General features: G+C 71.3%; 19 protein-coding genes and 2 pseudogenes. 19 read left to right on the forward strand and 2 right to left on the reverse strand.

From position 1 onward, the window contains the following. Nucleotides 1-79: 79 nt before the first annotated feature. Genes rsmH through ACVDFE_RS14320 form a run of 3 tightly spaced genes read left to right on the forward strand, consistent with a single transcriptional unit; the run spans nucleotide 80 to nucleotide 3,566 of the window. A complete protein-coding gene (rsmH, locus tag ACVDFE_RS14310) occupies nucleotides 80-1,033 on the forward strand; it encodes a 16S rRNA (cytosine(1402)-N(4))-methyltransferase RsmH (RefSeq protein WP_458430724.1) in 954 nt (317 codons plus the stop codon). Then, nucleotides 1,030-1,644, forward strand: a complete 615-nt coding sequence (locus ACVDFE_RS14315) for a hypothetical protein (protein ID WP_458430725.1) — start codon at nucleotides 1,030-1,032, stop codon at nucleotides 1,642-1,644. The genes rsmH and ACVDFE_RS14315 overlap by 4 nt, the downstream gene beginning before the upstream one ends. After that, nucleotides 1,644-3,566: a peptidoglycan D,D-transpeptidase FtsI family protein gene (locus ACVDFE_RS14320; RefSeq protein ID WP_458430726.1), complete on the forward strand. Its 1,923-nt coding sequence runs from the start codon at nucleotides 1,644-1,646 to the stop codon at nucleotides 3,564-3,566. Before ACVDFE_RS14315 ends, ACVDFE_RS14320 begins: the two co-directional genes overlap by 1 nt. On the opposite strand, the gene ACVDFE_RS14325 is transcribed toward ACVDFE_RS14320, so the two are convergent. Further along, nucleotides 3,563-4,726, reverse strand: a complete 1,164-nt coding sequence (locus ACVDFE_RS14325; protein ID WP_458430727.1) for a putative glycoside hydrolase — start codon at nucleotides 4,724-4,726, stop codon at nucleotides 3,563-3,565. The genes ACVDFE_RS14320 and ACVDFE_RS14325 overlap by 4 nt on opposite strands. A gap of 395 nt (nucleotides 4,727-5,121) precedes the next feature. Between ACVDFE_RS14325 and ACVDFE_RS14330 the strand changes: the two genes are divergently transcribed. The 16 genes and pseudogenes from ACVDFE_RS14330 to ACVDFE_RS14405 all read left to right on the forward strand — a co-directional run bounded on the left by ACVDFE_RS14330 (nucleotide 5,122) and on the right by ACVDFE_RS14405 (nucleotide 22,166). Next, entirely contained in the window at nucleotides 5,122-6,648 is a 1,527-nt protein-coding gene (locus ACVDFE_RS14330; protein ID WP_458430728.1) for a UDP-N-acetylmuramoyl-L-alanyl-D-glutamate--2,6-diaminopimelate ligase, read from the forward strand. Next, nucleotides 6,645-8,105, forward strand: a complete 1,461-nt coding sequence (locus ACVDFE_RS14335; protein ID WP_360390528.1) for a UDP-N-acetylmuramoyl-tripeptide--D-alanyl-D-alanine ligase — start codon at nucleotides 6,645-6,647, stop codon at nucleotides 8,103-8,105. The genes ACVDFE_RS14330 and ACVDFE_RS14335 overlap by 4 nt, the downstream gene beginning before the upstream one ends. After that, nucleotides 8,102-9,187 (forward strand): phospho-N-acetylmuramoyl-pentapeptide-transferase, encoded by a 1,086-nt coding sequence (gene mraY / locus ACVDFE_RS14340; protein WP_065916843.1) that lies wholly within the window; start codon nucleotides 8,102-8,104, stop codon nucleotides 9,185-9,187. Before ACVDFE_RS14335 ends, mraY begins: the two co-directional genes overlap by 4 nt. Further along, nucleotides 9,187-10,533 (forward strand): annotated as a pseudogene (gene murD / locus ACVDFE_RS14345) (UDP-N-acetylmuramoyl-L-alanine--D-glutamate ligase); the annotation flags it as partial. The gene mraY and the pseudogene murD, both read left to right, overlap by 1 nt. 13 nt (nucleotides 10,534-10,546) lie before the next feature. Continuing rightward, the gene (gene ftsW / locus ACVDFE_RS14350; RefSeq protein WP_360390522.1) at nucleotides 10,547-12,016 is read left to right on the forward strand and encodes a putative lipid II flippase FtsW; all 1,470 of its coding nucleotides are present in this window, start codon (nucleotides 10,547-10,549) and stop codon (nucleotides 12,014-12,016) included. A 31-nt stretch (nucleotides 12,017-12,047) separates the two neighbouring features. After that, complete coding sequence (murG, locus tag ACVDFE_RS14355) at nucleotides 12,048-13,151, forward strand: undecaprenyldiphospho-muramoylpentapeptide beta-N-acetylglucosaminyltransferase (protein WP_360390519.1); 1,104 nt, start codon at nucleotides 12,048-12,050, stop codon at nucleotides 13,149-13,151. Next, nucleotides 13,148-14,515: a UDP-N-acetylmuramate--L-alanine ligase gene (murC, locus tag ACVDFE_RS14360; RefSeq protein ID WP_458430729.1), complete on the forward strand. Its 1,368-nt coding sequence runs from the start codon at nucleotides 13,148-13,150 to the stop codon at nucleotides 14,513-14,515. Before murG ends, murC begins: the two co-directional genes overlap by 4 nt. After that, nucleotides 14,512-15,261, forward strand: coding sequence for a cell division protein FtsQ/DivIB (locus ACVDFE_RS14365; RefSeq protein WP_458430730.1), 750 nt, complete (start codon nucleotides 14,512-14,514; stop codon nucleotides 15,259-15,261). The genes murC and ACVDFE_RS14365 overlap by 4 nt, the downstream gene beginning before the upstream one ends. 781 nt (nucleotides 15,262-16,042) lie before the next feature. Continuing rightward, on the forward strand, nucleotides 16,043-17,362 hold the full coding sequence (gene ftsZ, locus ACVDFE_RS14370) for a cell division protein FtsZ (protein WP_360390512.1): 1,320 nt from the start codon (nucleotides 16,043-16,045) through the stop codon (nucleotides 17,360-17,362). A 77-nt stretch (nucleotides 17,363-17,439) separates the two neighbouring features. Then, nucleotides 17,440-18,144, forward strand: coding sequence for a peptidoglycan editing factor PgeF (gene pgeF, locus ACVDFE_RS14375; protein ID WP_458430731.1), 705 nt, complete (start codon nucleotides 17,440-17,442; stop codon nucleotides 18,142-18,144). After that, nucleotides 18,141-18,839 (forward strand): YggS family pyridoxal phosphate-dependent enzyme, encoded by a 699-nt coding sequence (locus ACVDFE_RS14380; RefSeq protein ID WP_360390507.1) that lies wholly within the window; start codon nucleotides 18,141-18,143, stop codon nucleotides 18,837-18,839. The genes pgeF and ACVDFE_RS14380 overlap by 4 nt, the downstream gene beginning before the upstream one ends. A gap of 66 nt (nucleotides 18,840-18,905) precedes the next feature. Next, a pseudogene (locus ACVDFE_RS14385) lies at nucleotides 18,906-19,563 on the forward strand (cell division protein SepF). A 19-nt stretch (nucleotides 19,564-19,582) separates the two neighbouring features. Then, nucleotides 19,583-19,858, forward strand: a complete 276-nt coding sequence (locus ACVDFE_RS14390; RefSeq protein WP_458434334.1) for a YggT family protein — start codon at nucleotides 19,583-19,585, stop codon at nucleotides 19,856-19,858. Between the two features lie 48 nt (nucleotides 19,859-19,906). Then, nucleotides 19,907-20,725: a DivIVA-like cell division protein Wag31 gene (gene wag31, locus ACVDFE_RS14395; RefSeq protein WP_360390498.1), complete on the forward strand. Its 819-nt coding sequence runs from the start codon at nucleotides 19,907-19,909 to the stop codon at nucleotides 20,723-20,725. A gap of 15 nt (nucleotides 20,726-20,740) precedes the next feature. Beyond that, nucleotides 20,741-21,226, forward strand: coding sequence for a hypothetical protein (locus ACVDFE_RS14400; protein ID WP_360390496.1), 486 nt, complete (start codon nucleotides 20,741-20,743; stop codon nucleotides 21,224-21,226). A 40-nt stretch (nucleotides 21,227-21,266) separates the two neighbouring features. Continuing rightward, nucleotides 21,267-22,166 (forward strand): hypothetical protein, encoded by a 900-nt coding sequence (locus tag ACVDFE_RS14405; protein WP_458430732.1) that lies wholly within the window; start codon nucleotides 21,267-21,269, stop codon nucleotides 22,164-22,166. 15 nt (nucleotides 22,167-22,181) lie between these two features. Here ACVDFE_RS14405 and ACVDFE_RS14410 read toward each other — a convergent pair whose 3' ends face one another. After that, nucleotides 22,182-22,526 carry a DoxX family protein gene (locus tag ACVDFE_RS14410; protein WP_360390490.1) on the reverse strand — a complete coding sequence of 115 codons (345 nt, stop codon included), beginning with the start codon at nucleotides 22,524-22,526 and terminating at the stop codon, nucleotides 22,182-22,184. Nucleotides 22,527-22,533 lie beyond the last annotated feature (7 nt).

A 22,533-nucleotide genomic window follows, 5' to 3' on the forward strand; every position in this document is an offset into this window, starting at 1 on the left:
GCACCTTCCCCGGCGCCAGGTTCGACGGGCGGGCGGGGACCTGACGTCACCCGAACGCATTTCGGGGAGTAGAGGGACGATGGATCAGCCGCGGCACGTTCCGGTGCTGCTGGACCGCGTCCTGGAGCTGCTCGCTCCCGCGCTGAGCGGCAAGCCCGCCGTCCTGGTCGACACGACCCTGGGCATGGGCGGCCACTCGGACGCGCTGCTGAGCGCGTACCCCGGGCTCACCCTCATCGGTCTCGACCGCGACCCGCAGGCCATCGAGCTGGCCTCAGCCCGGCTCGCGCGCCACGGCGACCGCGTCCACCTCGTCAACGTCACCTACGACCACATCGACGAGGCCGTGCACGACCTGGGCTTCAAGCGGGTCGACGGCGTGCTGATGGACCTCGGCGTGTCCTCGTTGCAGCTCGACGAGTCCGAACGCGGGTTCGCCTACTCCAAGGACGCGCCGTTGGACATGCGGATGTCCAAGGGCACCGGCATGACGGCCGCGGACGTGCTCAACACGTACTCGCACGGCGACCTCGCGCGGATCCTCTCGACCTACGGCGAGGAGCGGTTCGCGGGCAAGATCGCCTCGGCGGTCCTGCGCGAGCGCGAGCGGGAGCCGTTCACGAACTCGGGCCGGCTGGTCGAGCTGCTCTACAACGTCGTCCCCGCCGCGTCCCGGCGCACCGGCGGCCACCCGGCGAAGCGCACGTTCCAGGCGCTGCGGATCGAGGTCAACGGCGAGCTGGAGTCGTTGCGGCTGGCCCTGCCCGCGGCGCTGGGCGTGCTCGCGGTGGGCGGGCGGATCGTCGTGGAGTCCTACCAGTCCCTCGAGGACCGGATGGTGAAGCACGCGTTCGCGGAGCTCGCGAGGTCGAAGACGCCGCCGGGGCTGCCGGTCGAGCTGCCCGGTCACGGGCCGGAGCTGAAACTGGTCACGAAGGGCGCGGAGGTCGCGTCCGAGCAGGAGATCGAGGACAACCCCCGTGCCGCACCCGTGCGGCTGCGGGCAGCGGAACGGATCGGAGAGGTGAGATGACGGCACCGGCACGGGTCGGTGGGCCGTCCCCACGCGACCGCTCCAAGGACAAGAAGACCGACACCGACAAGGCCCGGCGCCGGTCCGCCGCCGCCGACCGCGCCTACGCCCGCCGGGCGCAGCGCGCGCAGAACCTGCGCGGCGGGTCGTCGGCACCGCAGCAGAACGCGCGGCAGGTGTCGAAGGCCCCGTTCGTCGTGCTCGTGATGCTCGTGCTGGTCGCGGGCATCGCCGGGATCATGTACTTCTCCACGCAGGCCGCCGCCGACTCCTACCGGTTGCAGGAGGCGCGCGCCGAGCAGGAGAAGCTGACGCTGCGGGTCGAGCAGCTGCGCCGCGAGGTGGCGCTGCTGGAGTCGCCGACCGACCTCGCGCGCCGCGCCACCGAGATGGGCCTGGTGGAGCCGTCGAACCCCGCGCGGCTGCGGCAGCTGGCGGACGGCACGGTCGAGGAGTTCGGCAAGCCGAGCGCGCCGACGAAGTCGACGCCGCCGCCCCCTCCCACGACCACCACGCCGCCTCCCGCCGGTGAGCAGCCGCCGCCCGCCGGCACCACGCCGCCCGCGGGTGACGCGGCCGCGAACCCCCCGACGCCACCGGCGGGTGGCTGATGCCGGGACCGCAGCAGAGGGGCCCGCGCCGGCCGTTGTCCGTGCGCGGTCCCGCTCCGAAGGCCCGCACCGGTGGCAACAGCAAGGTGCGCATCGCCGTCGGCCGCATCCTGCTGGTCGGCGCACTGGTCATCGCGGGCCTGAAGCTCGTGCAGGTGCAGGGTTTGCAGGCCGACGAGCTGTCGACGCAGGCGCGGTTGCAGCGCACGACGTACCTGAACATCCCCGCCGAACGCGGCGCGATCCTCGACCGCAACGGCAACCAGCTCGCGTTCTCCGTCGAGGTGCGCGCGCTCTACATCCTTCCCCAGCGCGCCAGGAAGAACTGGGACGCCGAGCGCGAGAAGGAGAAGGACAAGGAGAAGAAGCAGTTCGCGCAGACCTACGACGAGCACGCGCGTGACGTCGCGAAGTTCATCTCCTCGACGCTGGGCCCCGAGGTCAACGGCGAGAAGACCGACGAGGAGACGATCTACGAGCAGCTCGTGGCCGACATCAGCTACGAGGTGCTGGTCAGCGAGGCAGAGCCGACCAAGGCCGCGGCGATCGTCGCGAAGTACCCGGCCGAGATCGGCTCCGAGTACCGCGCCAAGCGGATCTACCCGAACGGCCAGGTCGCCTCCAACATCATCGGTGCGGCCAACTGGCGCCAGGACGAGAAGCCGCCGACCACCCAGGGCATCCTCGGCCTGGAGAACGCGGCCGACAACGTGCTGGCCGGCCGGATGGGCCGCAGGGTCGTCGACACGATGTCCGGTGACGACACCCTCGTCATCCCGAACACCGAGCGCGAGCTGACCAAGCCGCAGCCGGGCAAGTCGCTCGAGCTCACCATCGACGTCGACACGCAGTACGCGGTGCAGCGGATGGTCACCGACTACACGAAGAAGTCGGGCGCCCGCAGCGGTTCCGCCGTCGTGCTGGACTCCCGCAGCGGCGAGATCATCGCCATGGCCAACGACCAGACCTACGACCCGACGGACTTCGGCAAGGCCAGCGACGCGCAGAAGCGCAACCGCGCCGTGGCCGACACGTTCGAGCCCGGCTCGGTGAACAAGATCATCACTGCCGCGGCCGCCGTCGAGTACGGCCTGTTCAAGCCGGACGACGTGCTCCAGGTGCCGGGCTACCTCAAGGTCGCCGACCGCACGATCAGGGACGCGTGGAACCACGGCACCGTGCCGATGTCGTTCACCGGCGTCTTCGCGAAGTCCTCGAACGTCGGCACCCTGCTGGCCGCGCAGGAGGTCGGCCAGGAGCGCTACGCCGAGATGCTGGAGAAGTTCGGCCTCGGCAAGCGCACCCAGTCCGGTGTGCCCGGCGAGGAGTCCGGCATCGTGCCGCCGCTCAACCAGTGGTCCGGCTCGACGTTCGGCAACCTGCCGATCGGCCAGGGCCTGTCGATGAACCTGCTGCAGATGACCGCGATGTACCAGACCATCGCGAACGACGGCCTGCGCGTGCCGCCGCGGCTGGTCCGCGCCGAGATCTCCGGCGACGGCTCGCGCTCGGAGAAGCAGCGCCCGGAGGGCGTGCGCGTGGTGTCGCCGGAGACCGCCAAGACCGTGCGGAGCATGTTCCGCTCCGTCACGCAGTCGGACCCGCGCGACGCGAACCAGAACGGCACCGGCGCGAAGGCGGCGCTGCCCGGCTACCAGGTCGCGGGCAAGACCGGCACGGCCCAGCAGATCGACCCGAAGTGCAAGTGCTACTCGGACTCGCAGTACTGGATCACCTTCGCCGGCATCCTGCCCGCCGACAACCCGCGCTACGTCGTCGGCATCATGCTCGACGCGCCCACCGGCACCCCGTTCAGCTCCTCGGCCGCACCGCTGTTCCACGACATCGGCGCGTTCCTGACGCAGCGGTTCCAGGTGCCGCTGTCGAACGAGCAGACGCCGTACGTGCAGCTGCAGCTCTAACAGGGCTTGCGCAGCACGGTTCCGGTCGTCCCCGGCAACGCCGCGAAGCTGACCGGCGCGTTCTTCTCGTCGATGTGCTTTTCCTTCAGCCGGACGGTGATCGGCGCACTGCCGGTCTTGTTCGCGTTGACGAGCACGGTGCCGCACGCGAAGTCGCGCTGGAACACGTTGGTGCTCACCGCGAAGTGGGCGCCGAGCGGCTTGCCCAGGTCCCAGTCGTACTCGGCGCGCCACGGCGAGGCGTTGTCGTAGCGGTCGGTCTCCGCGATCTCGGAGATCGCCGTGTGCCCGCCCTCGGCCAGCAGGTAGCTCGCGAAGGCGTAGCGGAACGGCTGCTCGGCACCGCTGTGGTGCGGCTGCACCCAGGTGATCTTGCCCTTGGCCTCGTTGGCGGTGATCTCGGCGAGCTGCCGGCTGAACCCCTGCGGGTACTCCGACAGCAGGTCCCCGTCCCCGAACGTCAGCCACCACTCGTCGAACCCGCCGTCGAGGTGCTCGACGTAGCTGTCCCACGCGCCGTCGTGCAGGCGGGCGTTGGACAGGTTGGCCACCGTCTTCAAGCCGGCGTCGACGAACTGCTGCCGGGTGTTGGCGAGCATCGAGCGGTAGGCCTCGCGCATGGCTTCGTCGGTGCGGTACTTCGCCGGGCACACACGCGCGTGGTAGGTGTCGCAGGCGAACAGCGCGTTGTCCATGAACACGCCGTCGAAGACGTTGCGCGACGAGCTGATCACGTTGTCGGCCCACGCCTTCTGGTAAGCGGTGTTACCGACGTCCATCTGCCAATGGCCGCCATATCCGTCGTACTCGAACCGCTGACCGTTCGGGTCCACGAGGAACCACGAGGGATCGGCCGCGCAGTAGCCGACACCGGTGGGCAGATCGGCGTCGTCCACCCCGTTCTCGCAGGCATGGCTGCGGGTCGAGGAGAGGTCCTTGTAGACGAACGTCTTGATCTCGGGGTTGGCTGCTTTGAGCTGCCTGGCGAGATCGCCCTCCCAGGCGTTCAGCACCACGTACGACCTGCGCTGCGCCTCGGTCCTGATCATTTCCGGCGTGGTCGGCGAACTGTTCATGTGCAGCCAGTACGACTCGGTCGTGCGGGTCGGTTCATCGGCCTGAGCTGCGGGGACGAGTGACAGCGCCACTGCGGAAACCATGATCGATATTTGTGGGAATCGCACGCTGAACTCCACCTCGCCTTGCTCTCCGGATTTGGAGTATTAGACGTGATGAAACGCGTCTTATTAAGGGGGTGTGAGCTCGGAGTTTTCACTGTGAAACAATGAATTTGGTCATTGTCGCGCCTGGGTGTGTTCTCGCTCACTTGCACAATCGAAGTGCGCCACCAAGAATGCGCGGCCCGCTCGATCGCCGAACGGACCGGCGGTCCCGTCCAGGTGGGGTTCGGGGTCAAACCACACGGGACGGTCCACACTGGACAGAGCTGTGCGCGGAAGGGAAACCCGTGGTCCCGAGCGCGGTGGAACGGCGACGTCAGCCGATTGCCAACGCGCCGACCGGCCACTCTCCGCACGCCGGTAGCCTCTTGCGCGTGCCTGCCAAGCTCGAGGGCAAGGTCGCGACCGCCCCGCCCCGCCCGAACCACATCCGACCTGCGTCCGCGGCTGCCCTGGCCGCGGTCGCCGACGTGCACCTGACGCGTCCCGCGCACGCCGACGTCCAGATCACCGGGGTGACTCTGCGTGCACAGCACGTGGTCCCCGGCGACCTCTACGCCGCGCTGCCCGGCGCCCACGCGCACGGTGCCGACTTCGCGGAGACCGCTCTCGCGAACGGTGCGGTCGCGGTGCTCACGGACGAGGCCGGTGCCGCTCGCGAGTCCCTCAAGGACGTGCCCGTGCTCATCCACCCGCGCCCGCGCGAGGTGGTCGGGCTGCTCGCCGCCCACGTCTACGGGCGGCCGTCGGCGAAGGTGCGGCTATGGGGGGTCACCGGCACGTCCGGCAAGACCACCACCACGTACATGATCGAGTCGGTGCTCAAGGCCGCGGGCCGCACCACCGGGCTGATCGGCACGGTCGGCACCCGCATCGGCGACGAGCAGCTCGGCAGCTCGCACACCACGCCGGAGGCGCCGGACCTGCAGGCGCTGTTCGCGGTGATGGCCGAGCGCGGTGTCACCGACGTGGCGATGGAGGTCTCCAGCCACGCGCTGCACATGGGCCGCGTCGCCGCCACCGAGTTCGAGGTCGGCGCGTTCACGAACCTCAGCCAGGACCACCTCGACTACCACGCCGACATGGAGGAGTACTTCCAGGTCAAGGCGCAGCTGTTCGACGGTCGCGCGCGCCGCGAGGTCGTCTGCGTCGACGGCGACTGGGGCCCCAGGCTGGTCAAGCCGGGCACCGTCACCGTCGCGACGACGAAGCCCGCCGACTGGACCGCGAGCGGTGTCGAGGTGAGCGCCACCGGCGAGCAGACCTTCACCGCGCACGGCCCGGACGGCGACGTCGAGGTCCACCTCCCGCTCGCGGGCAGCTTCAACGTCGCGAACGCCCTGCTGGCCATCGCCTGCCTGCACGCGGAGGGCGTCCCGGACGAGGCGATCCGCGCCGGCCTCGCGGCCGTGCAGGTGCCCGGCCGCATGCAGCGGGTGGACGAGGGCCAGGACTTCACCGCCGTCGTCGACTACTCGCACAAGCCCGCCGCCGTCGCGCTCGCGCTGGACGCGGTGAGGGCCAAGACCGACGGCCGGGTGATCGTCGTGCTCGGCTGCGGCGGTGACCGCGACCGGGCCAAGCGGCCCCTCATGGGGGAGGCCGCGGCGGAACGCGCCGACGTGGTGATCATCACCGATGACAACCCCAGGAGCGAAGACGCGTCCTCCATTCGGGCCGCCGTGCTCGAAGGCGCCCTCGCCACCGCGAACCGGGGCGAGGTGCTGGAGATCGGCGACCGGGGGCTCGCGATCGGGAAGGCCGTCGAGCTGGCACTTCCCGGCGATGTCGTCGTCGTGGCGGGCAAAGGACATGAGACGGGACAAGAGATCGCCGGCGTGATCCACCCGTTCTCGGACGTGGAGACCCTGACCGCCGCGATCAGGAAGGCGCACCGTTGATCGCACTCACGCTCGCCGAGATCGCAGAGGTCGTCGGTGGACGGTTGCACGCAACCGATGGCAGCCCGGTCGTCACCGGCACCATCGAGTTCGACACCCGCAAGGTCACCGACGGCGGTCTGTTCCTGGCCCTGCCGGGAGAACGCGTGGACGGCCACGACTTCGCGGCGCAGGCCGTCGCGGCGGGCGCGGCCGGTGTGCTGGCCGGTCGCGAGGTCGACGCCCCCGCGGTCATCGCGCCGCCGGTGCCGACCAGGCACGCCAACGCCTACGTGCTCGCCGGCGACCAGAACGGCGAGGGCGCCGCGGTGCTGGAGGCGCTCGCGAAGCTCGCGCGCCACGTCACCGACCGGCTGGCGGACCTCACGATCATCGGCATCACCGGGTCGGCGGGCAAGACGTCCACGAAGGACCTCATCGCCCAGGTGCTGCGCCCCACCGGTGAGGTCATCGCGCCGCCGGAGTCGTTCAACAACGAGCTCGGCCACCCGTGGACCGCGCTGCGGGCGGGCGAGGACACGAAGTTCCTGGTGCTGGAGCTGTCCGCGCGCGGGGTCGGGCACATCGCGAACCTCTGCGGGGTCGCGCCGCCGAAGTTCGGTGCCGTGCTCAACGTCGGCACCGCGCACCTGTCCGAGTTCGGTTCCCGCGAGGGCATCGCGCAGGGCAAGGGCGAGCTGGTCGAGGCGCTGCCGGAGGACGGCGTCGCCATCCTCAACGCCGACGACCCGCTGGTCGCGGGCATGGCGAGCCGCACCAGGGCCAAGGTCGTCCTCGTCGGTGAGAGCCCCAACGCGGACGTGCGCGCGGTGGGCATCGAGCTCGACGAGCAGGCCCGTGCGAGCTTCACTCTGCGGACCGCGCGGGGCGAGGCGCACGTCAAGCTCGGCGTCAGCGGCGCGCACCAGGTCGGCAACGCGCTGGTCGCCGCCGCCATCGCGCTGGAGCTGGGCGCCACGCCCGCCGAGGTGGCCGAACGACTCGGTGCCGCGGAACGGGTGTCCGCGCACCGCATGGTGATCACCGAACGGGCCGACGGCGTGACCGTGGTCGACGACGCCTACAACGCGAACCCGGACTCGGTGCGGGCGGCGTTGAAGGCGCTCGCGACGATCGCCCGGTCCGCCACGCCCGCCCGCCGCAGCTGGGCCGTGCTCGGCCCGATGGCCGAGTTGGGCGACGACGCCGTGCGCGAGCACGACGAGATCGGCCGGCTCGTGGTGCGCCTGGACATCAGCAAGCTCGTCGTGATCGGCGACGCGGCCCGCGCGATGCACCAGGGCGCGCACCTGGAAGGATCTTGGGGAGAGGAATCCGTCCTGGTGCCGGACGCGGACGCGGCGATCGAGTTGCTGCGCGCGGAACTCCGGCCCGGTGACGTCGTGCTGGTCAAGGCATCCAACGCCTACCGCCTGTGGCGCATCGCCGAGGCCCTGCTGGAGGCAGGAACCAAGTGAAGAGCATCCTGATCGCGGCTGCGATCGCACTCGCGGTGTCGATCCTGCTGACGCCGTACCTGATCAAGATCTTCTCGCGCCAGGGCTTCGGCCAGGAGATCCGCGAGGACGGCCCGCAGCACCACAAGACCAAGCGCGGCACGCCGACCATGGGTGGTCTCGCCATCCTGGTCGCGATGTGGGCCGGGTACCTCGGCACGCACCTGGTGAACTCGATGTCGGCCTCGGCGTCCGGGCAGACCCCGACGGCGTCCGGCCTGCTCGTGCTGATGCTGACGACGTCGCTGGGGCTCGTCGGCTTCCTCGACGACTTCATCAAGATCCGCAAGGCCCGCAACCTGGGCCTGAACAAGACGGCGAAGCTGGTCGGCCAGTTCATCGCGACGATCACGTTCGCGATCCTCGTGCTGCAGTTCCCGAACAAGGAGGGCCTGACCCCCGCGTCGGTCAACCTGTCGTTCGTCCGCGACATCACCGTCGTCTCGTTCGGCACGATCGGGTTCATCGTCTTCTGCTACGGCATGGTCGCCGCCTGGTCGAACGCCGTGAACCTGACCGACGGCCTCGACGGCCTCGCCGGCGGCTCGTCGGCGATGGTGTTCGGCACGTACGTCGTGATCTCGTTCTGGCAGTTCCGCTACAACTGCACCAGCTACGCGGTGGTCGGCTGCTACGACGTGCGCGACCCGCTGGACCTCGCGGTGATCGCCGCGGCCGCGATGGCCGGCTGCATCGGCTTCCTGTGGTGGAACGCCGCCCCCGCCAAGATCTTCATGGGTGACACCGGCTCGCTCGCGCTCGGCGGCCTGGTCGCCGGTCTCGCGATCGCGACCCGCACCGAGCTGCTGATGATCGTCATCGGTGGTCTGTTCGTGGTCGAGGCGCTGTCGGTGGCGATGCAGGTCGCCGTCTTCCGCACGTCACGACGGCGGCTGTTCCGCATGGCACCGTTCCACCACCACTTCGAGCTGGCGGGCTGGGCGGAGACCACGGTCATCATCCGGTTCTGGTTGATGGCCGGCATCTGCTGCATGTTCGGTCTGGGCGTCTTCTACAGCGAGTGGCTGACGGGCGGGTTCTGATGACGAAGCTGGCCGGGTCGCGGGTGCTGGTCGCCGGTGCCGGGGTGACCGGCCGGTCCGCGGCGGAGGCGTTGCTCGCGGCGGGCGCCGAGGTCGTGGTGACGGACTCGTCCCCCGACCGGCTGGCGGCGCTGGAGTCGCTGCTGGAGGGCGTCGAGCTGGTGCCCGGCCTGACCGAACCCCCCGCGGGCACGTCGCTGGTGGTCACGAGCCCCGGCTGGCAGCCGTCGAGCCCGTTGCTCGCGGCGTCGGCGGCGGCGGGCGTCGAGGTGATCGGCGAGGTCGAGCTGGCCTGGCGGATGGCCGCCGAGCTCGCCGACCCGCCGGTGTGGCTCGCGGTGACCGGCACGAACGGCAAGACCACGACCGTCGGCATGCTGGAGTCGATCCTGCGCGCGGCCGGCGCGGACGCCGTGGCCTGCGGCAACGTCGGCCTGCCGGTCGTGGACGCGCTGCTGGCCGGGCGCCGGGTGCTCGCCGTGGAGCTGTCGAGCTTCCAGCTGCACTGGGCGCCGTCGGTGCGCCCGCAGGCCGGTGCGCTGCTCAACCTCGCCGAGGACCACCTGGACTGGCACGGCGGCATGGAGGCCTACGCGCGGGCCAAGGCCGGGGTGCTGACCGGGGACGTCGCGATCGGCTGGCTCGACGACGAGCTCGTCGTCGACCTGCTGGAGGACGCCCCGGCGCGCGACAAGGTCGGGTTCACCCTGGAGGAACCCGCGGAGGGCCAGCTCGGCGTGCGCGGCGGCTGGCTGGTGGACCGCGCGTTCGCCGACGACGAGCCGCTGGTCGAAGTGGCCAAGATCCGCCCGGTCGGCCCGCCCGGCATCGCGGACGCCCTGGCGGCGACGGCGCTGGCGCGCGCGTACGGCGTGCCGTCCGAAGCCGTGCGCGAGGGCCTGGAGTCGTTCGAACCGGCCGCCCACCGCGCCGTGCTGGTCGGCGAGGCCGACGGCATCCGCTACGTCAACGACTCGAAGGCGACGAACCCGCACGCGGCGGTGGCGTCGCTGCGCGCGTTCGACAGCGTCGTGTGGATCGCGGGCGGCCTGCTCAAGGGCGCGTCGGTCGAGGACGTGGTCCGCACAGAGGCCCACCGGCTGCACGGCGTGGTGCTGATCGGGCAGGACCGGCAGGTCCTCGCGGACGCACTGGCGCGACACGCGCCCGATGTCCCCGTTCGGGTCCTTGACGCGGGGGACGATGGGGCCATGACCGTCGCGGTACGTGCTGCCCGGGAACTGGCGGGGCCGGGTGACACCGTGCTGCTCGCCCCCGCAGCGGCCTCCATGGACATGTTCACCGACTACGCCCATCGCGGGCAGGCGTTCACCGCCGCGGTGCGGAGCTCATCGGCCGATGAGCGTCGTCGCGGAGAAGACGGGGACCAAGCGCAAGGCGCGTCCCGCCAGGCGCGTCGCGTCGGTGCGCGGCGGTCTGACCGCGTGGCTGAGCCGTCCGCTGGCGGACTTCCACCTGCTGCTCGCGGTCTTCGGCATGCTGACCGTGCTCGGCCTGGTGATGGTGCTGTCGGCGTCCGCGCCGGGGCAGGTCGCCTCGGGTGTCTCCGCCTACAGCGTGTTCCAGAAGCAGCTGATCTACGTGTGCGTCGGCGCGGTGCTGTTCTGGGTGGTGCTGCGGTTCCCCCTGCGGAAGCTGCGGCACCTGTCGACGGCCGCGATGGGCATCGGCGTGCTGCTGCTGGCGCTGGTGCTGACGCCGCTCGGTGACGTGCGCGGTGGCGCCCGGTCGTGGTTCACCCTCGGGCCGGTGTCGTTCCAGCCGATCGAGGCGGTGAAGCTCGCGCTCGCGCTGTGGGGCGCGCACGTGCTCGTGACCAAGCGGGCGCTGCTCTCGCAGTACCGGCACCTGCTGGTGCCCGTCGTGCCCGTGGCGATGCTGGTGTTCGCGCTGGTCATGTTGCAGCCCGACCTCGGCGGCACGATCACGCTCGGCGTGGTGCTGGTCAGCCTGCTGTGGTTCGTGGGCGCGCCGATGCGGTTGTTCGGCGTGATCCTCGGCGGCGCGGTGGCCGGTGCCGTCGTGCTCGCGATCGGGGCGACCTACCGGCTCTCGCGCGTCACGTCGTTCCTCGACCCGAACGCGGACCCGCAGGGCGCCGGTCTGCAGGCCCGGCAGGCGATGTTCGCGCTGGCCGAGGGCGGCCTGTTCGGCAAGGGCCTCGCCCGGGGCAGCTCGCAGTGGCGGTACCTGCCCAACGTCGAGTCGGACTTCATCTTCGCGGTCATCGGCGAGGAGCTCGGGTTCGTCGGGTGCGCGCTGGTGCTGGCGCTGTTCGGCACGCTCGCGTGGATCGGCCTGCGGGTCGCCGCGCGCAACACCGACCCGTGGATCCGGATCGTGGCGGCGACGCTGACGGTGTGGCTGGTCGCGCAGGCCGCGATCAACATCGGCTACGTCGTGAAGCTGCTGCCCGTCACCGGTCTGACGCTGCCGATGATCTCCGCCGGCGGCACGTCGATCGTCACGACCATGGTGGTGTTCGGCATCCTCGCGAACTGCGCCCGGCACGAGCCGGAAGCGGTGTCTGCGCTGCGCTCGCTCGGTCCCGGCCGGGTCGGTGGCCTGCTGAAGCTGCCCGCACCCGAGGCCTACAAGCCGCCGCCCAAGCGCAAGCCGGTCCGCCCGTCGACGCCCCCGCGCGCACCCGGCCGCAACCGCACCGCGCAACTCCCGGTGGTCGACGAACGTCGTGTGGCTGGACGCTCCGCTCCGCCCTCGGAGTACCGTCGCCGCGAAACGCGGCGGGTGAACCAGAGCCGTTCAGAGCAAGGCCGATCGACCCGCGGACGCGGGCGGTACAACTGATTTCGCAGCACACCAACACCGGAGGAACGTCTTGACCGGGCACCCTGCCCCCAGTGGTCCGTGCGTCGTGGTCGCGGGCGGTGGCACCGCGGGACACATCGAGCCGGCACTGGCGCTGGCCGACGCGGTCATGCGGCTGCGACCCGACGCGCGCGTCGTCGCGCTCGGCACCGAGCGCGGCCTGGAAAGCAAGATCGTGCCGGCCCGCGGCTACCCGCTGGAGCTGATCCCGCCGGTGCCGATGCCGCGCAAGCCCACGCTGGACCTGCTGAAGCTGCCGCTGAACGTGCGCGGCGCCGTGAAGCAGACCCGCGAGGTGCTGGAGCGGGTGGGCGCGGACGTCGTCGTCGGCTTCGGCGGCTACGTGGCGCTGCCCGCCTACCTCGCCGCGCGCGGCCGGGTGCCGATCGTGGTGCACGAGGCGAACGCGAAGGCCGGTCTCGCGAACAAGGTCGGCGCGAAGTTCGCCGAACACGTGGCGGCGGCGGTGCCGGACTCCGGCCTCGCGGACGCGGAGGTCATCGGCATCCCGCTGCGCCACTCGATCACGACGCTGAACCGCGCCGCGCTGCGCGCCGAGGCCCGCCGGTTCTTCGGCCTGGACCCGGACGCGCCGACGCTGCTGGTCTTCGGCGGTTCGCAGGGCGCGCGGTCGATCAACGAGGCCGTGGCACCCGTGGCCGCCGAGTTCGCCCGCGCGGGCGTCGGCGTGCTGCACGCCTACGGGCCGAAGAACACCGTTGCGGTGCAACAGGTCCCCGGCCGGCCCGCCTACGTGCCGGTGCCGTACCTGGAGCGCATGGACCTGGCCTACGCGGCCGCGGACGCCGTGCTGTGCCGGTCCGGTGCGATGACGGTCGCCGAGGTGTCCGCCGTGGGCCTGCCCGCGGTGTTCGTGCCGCTGCCGCACGGCAACGGCGAGCAGGCGCTCAACGCCGGACCGGTCGTGTCGGCCGGTGGCGGCCTGCTGGTGCCGGACGAGGAGCTGACCCCGCAGAAGGTCGCCTCCCTGGTCGTGCCGCTGGTGGCGGACCGGCAGCGGCTGGCGGCGATGTCCGCGGCGACGCTGGGCACCGGCCGGCGCGAGGCTGACGAGGTCCTGGCCCGCCGGGTGCTGGAGGTGATCAAGAAGTGAGTCTCGGACGCGTTCACCTCGTCGGCATCGGTGGTGCCGGCATGAGCGGCATCGCCCGCATCCTGCTGGCCCGCGGCGTGCAGGTGTCCGGTTCGGACGCCAAGGACTCGCGGACCGTGCTCGCCCTGCGCGCCCAGGGTGCGCGGATCGCCGTCGGGCACGACGCGGCGAACCTGGACCAGCTGGTCGGCGGCCCGACCGAGGTCGTGGTGTCGACCGCGATCAGGGAGACGAACCCGGAGTACGCGGCGGCCCGCGAGCGCGGCATCACGGTGCTGCGCCGCGCCGAGGCGCTGGCCGCGCTCATGGAGGACCAGCGGGTCGTGTGCGTGGCCGGCACGCACGGCAAGACGTCGACCACGTCGATGCTGACCGTCGCGCTGCAGCACTGCCGCGTCGACCCGTCGTTCGCCATCGGCGGCGACCTGAACGAGTCCGGTGCGAACGCGCACCACGGCACGGGCGGGGTGTTCGTCGCCGAGGCCGACGAGTCCGACGGCTCGTTCCTGTTCTTCTCGCCGTCCGTCGCGGTCGTGACGAACGTCGAGGCTGACCACCTGGACCACCACGGCACGGTCGAGGCGTACACCGCCGTGTTCGACTCGTTCCTGGACCGCATCACGCCCGGCGGCGTGCTGGTGTCCTGCGCGGACGACCCCGGCGCCGCGCGGCTGATCACCGAGGCCCGCGCGCGCGGCATCCGGGTGCGCGAGTACGGCCGCACGGCCACCGACGCGCGGATCGTCGACTACAAGCCCGCGGAGAGCGGCGGCCTGGCGTCGGTCGAGATCGGCGGCGTCGCGGTCGAGGTGCGGGTCGCCGTGCCGGGCGAGCACATGGCGCTGAACGCGGTCGCCGCACTGCTGGCCGGGCTGGAGCTGGGCGCGGACCAGGCCGGTCTGCTCGAAGGCCTGGCGGCGTTCGGCGGCGTGCGGCGGCGGTTCGAGTTCAAGGGCCGTGCCGGTGGCGTGTCGGTCTACGACGACTACGCGCACCACCCGACCGAGGTCGACGCACAGCTGCGTGCGGCACGTCCGGTCGCGGGAGCGGGCCGTGTCGTCGTGGTGTTCCAACCGCACCTGTACTCGCGCACGCGCACGTTCGCCACCGAGTTCGCCGCGGCGCTGTCGTTGGCCGACGAGGTCGTCGTGCTGGACGTGTACGGCGCGCGCGAGGAACCGGAACCCGGTGTCACCGGCGCGTTGATCGCGGACCAGGTCACCGCCTCCGTGCACTACGAGCCGTCGTTCGACCGCGTGCCGGCACTGGTGGCGTCGCTGGTCCGCGACGGCGACCTCGTCGTCACGATGGGGGCGGGCGACGTCACGATGCTCGGTCCCGAGATCGTCAGCGCGCTGTCATGAGCGCCCCGGTTCGCGGCAGGTCCCAGCGCGCTCGCCCCGCGAACCGGCGCGCGAGGAGTTCCGAGCACCGGGCGCGGCGCAGGATCATCCTGCGCCGCCGCCTGGTCGCTCTGGCAACGGTGCTGGGCCTCATCGGCCTGACCTACGGGGTGTTCTTCACGCCGTTGCTGGGCGTCCGCAACGTGGACGTGCACGGCGCCGTGGTGCTCACCGACGACGAGGTGCGCGCCGCGGCCGCCATCGAGTCCGGCGCCCCGTTGGTGCGCTTGGACCTGCAAGCCATCCGCGAGAGAGTCGCCGCAGTCCCGCGCATCGCCGCCATCGAGGTCGAACGGCAGCTGCCCGGCACGGTCCGGTTGCTCGTCACCGAACGCGTCCCGGTCGGGTCCGTGAAGCTGTCGGACGGCTACCACCTGGTCGACTCGACCGGCAAGGACTACGCGACCATGCCGGCCCCCGCGCCGGGCGTGCCCGACCTGGTCCTCGCCACCCCGTCGGCGGTCGACCCGGCCACGCGCGCCGCGGTCGGCGTCGTCAACGAGCTGCCGGCGGCGCTGCGCGCCGAGGTGCTGCAGGTGTCGGCCACGACCGGCGCCGACGTGAAGCTGGTGCTGTCCGGCGACCGCGTCGTGAAGTGGGGTGGGTCCGAGGACACGCCGCGGAAGGCGGCCGTGCTGCTGGTGCTGCTGACCCGCGAGGGGACGGCGTTCGACGTGACCTCACCGGACCTGGCCACCATCTCCTAGCCGCGACCACTGCTCGAACCGCGGTGGTTCAGCGGGGTCAGGGCCGCGGGTTGCGCGGGCGGGACGGCGTCGGGACGCGGCGCGGGCGGCGCTGGGTGCGCGGGTTCGGCTGGGAGCACACGGGGATCTCTCCTGGGGTCCGGGTCAGCCGGCCGGCTTCAGCAACCGCACGACCAGGCTGCCGAGCCTGCTCGTGACGAGCTCCAGCACGATCGCCTCGACGACGAGCGAACGCACGGACGCGGGTGCGGGTGCCAAGACGGACCTCCTGGGACGTGGACGACTACCGTGCTCATCGGCGTGGCCGGTGTGGCATTAGCCGTCCTGGTCGTTGTCACCCGAAGGAAGTACTCAAGGTCGCCCGCCACCGCGACGAAGTCCACACAGGACGATCAACAGCGGTCGCGGCGCGGTCGCCCCACCGGCGGCGTCGGCGGGACCGTCACCGCCTACCGGTGGTAGCGGGGGGTCGTCCCGCGGGAAGGCCGGAACCGCGACAAGGTGGGGGAGACGATCTCCAGATCCGGGGCACGACTACGCTTGTGGTGCGCAGTGCTCAGCATCGTGCGGACTGCTTGACGGCACGACCGGGGAGTAGTAGCGCACAGTGTTGGGAATCTGCGGCGTGGCTGCTGGACCGACGCACCGCCGGTGCTTACCGTCCAGCAGGAACATATGGGGTTGACATAACTCTGAGTCTCGCCGAGAGGTTGAGAGTTCCAATCCGGGTGCATCACCACCCAGCACCACAGCACGGACCACGATCAGGAAGGCGGATCCGATGACGCCCCCGCACAACTACCTCGCGGTGATCAAGGTCGTCGGCATCGGTGGTGGCGGTGTCAACGCCGTCAACCGCATGATCGAGGTCGGGCTCAAGGGCGTCGAGTTCATCGCGGTGAACACCGACGCGCAGGCCTTGCTGATGTCCGATGCCGACGTCAAGCTCGACATCGGCCGCGAGTTGACCCGCGGCCTCGGCGCCGGGGCCAACCCCGAGGTCGGCCACAAGGCAGCGGAAGACCACCGCGAGGAGATCGAGGAGGTCCTCAAGGGGGCCGACATGGTCTTCGTCACCGCAGGTGAGGGCGGTGGCACCGGTACCGGTGGCGCTCCCGTGGTCGCCTCGATCGCCCGCAAGCTCGGCGCGCTGACCATCGGTGTCGTGACGCGCCCGTTCTCGTTCGAGGGCAAGCGGCGCGCCAAGCAGGCCGAGGACGGCATCCAGGCGCTGCGCAACGAGTGCGACACGCTCATCGTCATCCCGAACGACCGGTTGCTCCAGCTGGGCGACATCGGCGTCAGCCTGATGGACGCGTTCCGCTCGGCCGATGAGGTGCTCCTCTCCGGTGTCCAGGGCATCACCGACCTGATCACCACCCCCGGTCTGATCAACCTGGACTTCGCGGACGTCAAGTCCGTCATGTCCGGCGCCGGCTCGGCGTTGATGGGCATCGGCTCGGCGCGCGGTGAGGGCAGAGCGGTCCAGGCCGCGCAGAAGGCGATCAACTCGCCGCTGCTGGAGGCCTCGATGGAGGGCGCGCACGGCGTGCTGCTGTCCATCGCGGGTGGCTCCGACCTGGGCCTGTTCGAGATCAACGAGTCCGCGTCGCTGGTCCAGGAGGCCGCGCACCCGGACGCGAACATCATCTTCGGTACGGTCATCGACGACTCCCTCGGCGACGAGGTCAGGGTCACGGTGATCGCGGCCGGGTTCGACAGCGGCGGTCCCACGCACAAGAAGCTGGAGCCGACGGCGTTGTCCTCGCCGCAGCGCACCGCCACCGGTCCGATCGCCGCCGCCACGGCAGCGCCGACACCGGCACCGACCCCCGCTCCGCAGCCGGTCGTGCAGGCACCGCCGCCCGTGGTGCAGGCCCCGCCGCCGGTCCCGCAGCCGCAGCCGGAGGTGCGTCCCGCCCCGCCGGTGCAGCAGCCGCCCACGGCCGTGCCGCCGCAGCCCTCGCACGTGCAGGGCAACGGCTACGCGCCGTCCGTGCCGCGGCCGCTGACGCAGAACGGCTCGCTGCCCTCGCGGCCGGTCCCGGTCACCGACGACCCGGACGACGAGGTGGACGTGCCGCCGTTCATGCGGCGCTGACCAGGGCGCAGACCCCGGAGGACCCCCGAGCACCCGTGCTCGGGGGTCCTCCGTCGTTCGAGAACTAGGCTGTGGGCGTGCGTATTCGTCGTGTTGTCACCACACGTGCCGGTGGTGTGTCCAAAGCCCCGTACGACTCGTTCAACCTCGGTGACCACGTCGGGGACGACGCCGGTGCGGTCGAGGCGAACCGGGCCCGGCTCGCCGAGGGCGTCGGGCTCACCCCGGACCGCCTGGTCTGGATGGAACAGGTGCACGGCCGCACCGTCGCGGTGGTTGACGGGCCGCGGGCCGAACCGCTGGAGGCCACCGACGCGGTCGTGACGAAAGAGCCCGGTCTCGGGCTCGCCGTGCTGACGGCGGACTGCGTGCCGGTGCTGCTCGGCGACCAGGAGGCCGGTGTCGTCGGCGCCGTGCACGCCGGGCGGGTCGGCGCGCGGGTCGGTGTCGTGGTCGAGGCGCTCAAGGCGATGATGGCGCAGGGTGCCGAGCTCGACCGGATCGAGGTGCTGCTCGGGCCGAGCGTGTGCGGCGAGTGCTACGAGGTGCCCGCGGAGATGCAGCGGGACGTCGAGAAGCACCTCCCCGGCAGCGCGTCGAAGTCGCGCAAGGGCACGCCGGCCCTGGACCTGAGGGCCGGGCTGTGGAACCAGCTCGCGAGCGCGGGGGTGGCGCGGATCGGGGTCGACCCGCGCTGCACCTTCGAGGAGAAGGACCTGTTCAGCCACCGCAGGGAGAACCCGACCGGCCGGCTCGCCTCCGTCGTCTGGATCGAACCGTGAACCGGCGCGACGAGCTGGCGGCGAACCTCGCGGACGTGCGCGACCGCATCGGGAAGGCGTGCGCGGCGGCCAGGCGCGACCCGAGCGAGGTGATGTTGCTCGCGGTGACGAAAACCTGGCCCGCGAGCGACGTGGAGCACCTCTACGAGCTCGGTCTGCGCCACTTCGCCGAGAACCGCGACCAGGAGGCCGCCGCGAAGGCCGGTCAGCTGGCACACCTCACCGACGCCCGGTGGCACATGGTCGGGCGGTTGCAGCGGAACAAGGCGCGGTCCGTCGTCGGGTGGGCCCACCAGGTCGACTCGGTCGACTCGGTCCGGCTGGCCGAGGCGCTGGCGAAGGCGGCGCACGCGGCGGGCCGCACGCTGGACGTGTTGCTGCAGGTCAGCCTGGACGGTGACACGTCACGCGGTGGGGTGGCCGTGGCCGATGTTGCGGAAGTGGCTAACGTGATCACTCGTTCGGGTGATCTTATTCTTCGAGGGGCGATGACCGTCGCCCCTCTGACGATGAGGCCGGCGCAGGCGTTTGAAGCGTTGGCTTCGGTGGTATCAGGCCTACGTGATGATCATCCCAGTGCTGTCGTGCTGTCAGCGGGGATGAGCGGCGACCTGGAAGATGCCATCTCGCACGGATCTACCTGTGTGCGTGTCGGAACGGCGTTGCTCGGCAGCCGGCGACTAACCTCGCCCTAGGGTGTCGGGAACCTCGGGACCGTCCGCACCGTCCCTAAAGTGGGGCACCGCCGAGGAGGGGCTGGAATGAGCGCTTTGCACAAGCTGAAGGCCTACTTCGGGATGGTCCCCGCCGAGTACGCAGACGACCCCGGCTACGAGGACGACCGCGGTCGCTACGGCGACTACCGGTCCGAGTACGCGGCCGAGGCCGACGACTACGACTACCCGCGGCGCGGCCGCGCGTTCACGGCGGGCCGGTCGGAGCTTCCAGGGCTCCGGGTACCGGGCCGACCTCGACGAGTCGGACGACTACGAGCCGGAGTCGCGGCGCGGGGTGAGCAGCCCCCCGGGCACGCGGCGCTGGAGCGCTGACGCACCGGTGCACGGTGCGCTGGCGGTCGACCCGCAGCGCGAGCCCGTGAGCAGGCTGCGCCCCGTCGCCGAGCCGGCCGCGGGCAACCCGCTGGCGCGCATCACGACGCTGCACCCGCGCAGCTACAGCGAGGCGCGCACGATCGGGGAGCACTACCGCGACGGCACGCCGGTGATCCTGAACCTGACCGACATGGACGACGCGGACGCCAAGCGCCTCGTCGACTTCTCGGCCGGGCTCGCGTTCGCTCTGCGCGGGTCCATGGACAAGATCACCAGCAGGGTGTTCCTTCTCTCACCGCCCAACGTCGACGTGACGGCGGAGGACCGGAGGAAGCTGGCGGAGGGCGGGTTCGGGAACCGCGGTTAGAGTTGACCCCGTGGACCCGATCCGTCTCGTCATCTACTACCTCCTCTTCGCGTTCTCCCTGTTCCTGACCGCGCGCGTCGTGGTCGAGCTGGTGCGGACGTTCGCGAGGGAGTGGCGTCCTGCGGGCGGCGTCGCCGTGACGCTGGAGACCGTTTACACCGTGACCGATCCTCCGGTCCGAACGCTGCGTCGGGTGATCCCGACAGTGCGGATCGGAGGCGTCGGACTGGACCTATCGATTATTGTGCTGTGGCTGCTCGTTATCATTTTGATGCAAGTTGCAGATCCCAGGTGACGGGGAACCGTGGGATGACCGCAGCCCAGGAGTGCGAGAGGTGATCCGATGCCGTTGACCCCCGCTGATGTGCACAACGTTGCATTCAGCAAGCCGCCGATTGGCAAGCGGGGCTACAACGAGGACGAGGTGGACGCGTTCCTCGACCTGGTTGAGGGCGAGCTGGCCCGCTTGATCGAGGAGAACAACGACCTCCGTCAGCAGGTGGAGCAGCTCGACCAGCAGCTCGAGACCGCGCGTGCCGACCTCGACGACGCGCGTGCGAAGGCTTCTGCCGGCCCCGTGACGAGCCGTATGCCGGTCGAGGAGCCGCCGCGCCGCTTGGCGCCGGTCCCGCCGCCCTCGGTGATGGAGCAGACGTCGCCCGGTGGTGGCGGAGACCACCACGTGCAGGCCGCGAAGGTCCTGGGTCTCGCCCAGGAGATGGCGGACCGGCTGACCGGCGAGGCCAAGGCCGAAGCGGACGGCATGCTGTCCGAGGCGCGCACGAAGTCGGAGCAGTTGCTGTCCGACGCCCGCGTGAAGGCCGACACGATGGTCAACGAGGCGCGCACGCGTGCCGAGACCATGCTGAACGACGCGCGCACGCGCAGCGAGACGCTCGAGCGGCAGGCCCGTGAGAAGGCCACCGCGCTCGACCGCGACGCGCAGCGCAAGCACGCAGAGGTGATGGGCAACATCACCCAGGAGAAGAACACGCTCGAGAAGCAGATCGACAAGCTGCAGACGTTCGAGCGCGAGTACCGCACGCGGCTGAAGACGATGCTCGAGTCGTCCTTGCGCGACCTCCAGGACCGCGGCCCCGCCGCTCCGTCCGAGGGGCGCTCCCAGGGCTACTCCTTCGGCGCACGCGCCGAAGCGGGCTGAACTACTGTTCGCTAGGTGCTCTTCGTAGTTCTGCTTCTGGTGCTGGCCGCCCTCGGGCTGCTCGTGCCCGCGTTGACCACGTCCGACACGATCTGGGCGTGGGCCTCCGTGGGAGCGAGTGCGCTCGCCGCCCTGGTCCTCGCATGGGACTGGTGGCGACGACGTCCGGGGGACCCCGCGGCCGCAGCCCAGAGTGTAGATCAACATGCTGTACCTGATGATCATCAGGTGGTCTCGCCGGCGCCTGCCGACACGCCGCCTGCTGACGAGGAACCACCGGAAGAGGACACCGACGCGGCGGACCTGCTCGTCGTGGCCGACCTGGTGGACGAGGTGCGGGTGCTGGACGAGCGGCCCCGGTACCACCTGAGCTCGTGTTCCTGGCTCGCCGGGAGGCCCACGCTGGGCCTCCCGGTGCAGGAGGCACGTCAGCTCGGTTTCACGCCCTGCGGGGTGTGCGCGCCCGACGGCGCGCTGGTGCGCCGGAGCCGTTCCGCGTGATTCCCGCCTGCCGAGGCCGTGCGGGGGTCCAGAATGCGGTGTGCCTTTCAGAACACTGGTCCACGCCGCAGCCGTAGCCGTCCTCGTGCTGCTCGGCGGCACGTCCACCGCGGTCGCGGGTCCTGAGCTGGACGGGTGCGTGCCGGCCGACCTGCGCGGTGGCGCTGTCGCGTTCCGGGCCGCCGACGACCTGGAGCTGACCGGGCTGATGCTCGGCGGCGGGCCGAAGGGCGTGCTGCTCGTGCCAGGGGTGACCGACGGGTTCTGCGACTGGCTGCCGCTCGCGCGCCACTTTGAGGACGACGGCTACCAGGTGCTCCTGCTCCAGGCGCGCACCGAGGTGCTCGACCTCGGCAAGTCCTTCCGGTTCGACCACGACGTGGTCGCCGCCGCCCAGGAGCTGGAACGGCGCGGGGTGACCTCGCTCATGGCGGGCGCCGGGACCACCGGTGCGACCGCCCTCGCCGCGGTCGCGGCCGACGTGCCCCGGCTGCACGGCATGTTCCTGCTCTCCCCGCTCGAACGCGTGGCGATGGGCGGCAACGTGCTCGACGCCGCCGCGGGCCTGGAGGCGTTCGACGGGCCCGTCTTCCTCGCCGCGGCGGAGGACGACGGTGTGGGCCTCGGTGGCGGGCGCGAGGTGACCGCCACCGGCGTCGTGGCGCGGCTCGGGAACGCGGCCCTGTTCAGCACCGTCAAGACCGTGCCCGGCTCTGCCCAGGGCGCCCGGCTGGCCGACGGGCCGGTGCGGGCGGACCTGCTGGCGTTCGTGCGGGAGACCGTGCCGCCGCCGGGCTTCCCGCTCTGGCTGCCGGTGGTCGCGGTCGCACTGGTCCTGCTGCTGGTCCCCGCGGTCATGCTCGTCCGGGGCCGCCGGGCCGTCCGCCGGCTGCCCGACCTCGGCGGCGCGAGGATCGTGGAGCTCGGGCCGCGCCCGTAGGGGCGGAGTCGCCGCTCAGCGGTCCAGGAACAGCAGGGTGATCAGCAGGCCGAGCAGCACCAGGTCCAGCACCACGCCGGTCGGCTTCGAGTCGTACCGCAGCCGGGTGACCGTCGCGCCGACCATCAGCAGGCCCAGACCGACCGTCGCCGCGTGCGCGACCCACGCCCAGGTGAACGAGCCGACGACGAGACCGGCCGCGCCCGCCCACTCCAGCGCGCCGATGGTCCGCCACAGGCCGCCGCTCATCCGGAAGTGGTCGCGGACCTCGATCGACTTCCGCGCACCCACGAGCTTGCCGGCGCCGGTCGCGACGAACAGGACGGCCAGCACGATGGACAGCGCGGTGGTCAACGTCATCGCGCGA

Source organism: Lentzea chajnantorensis, assembly GCF_054300775.1.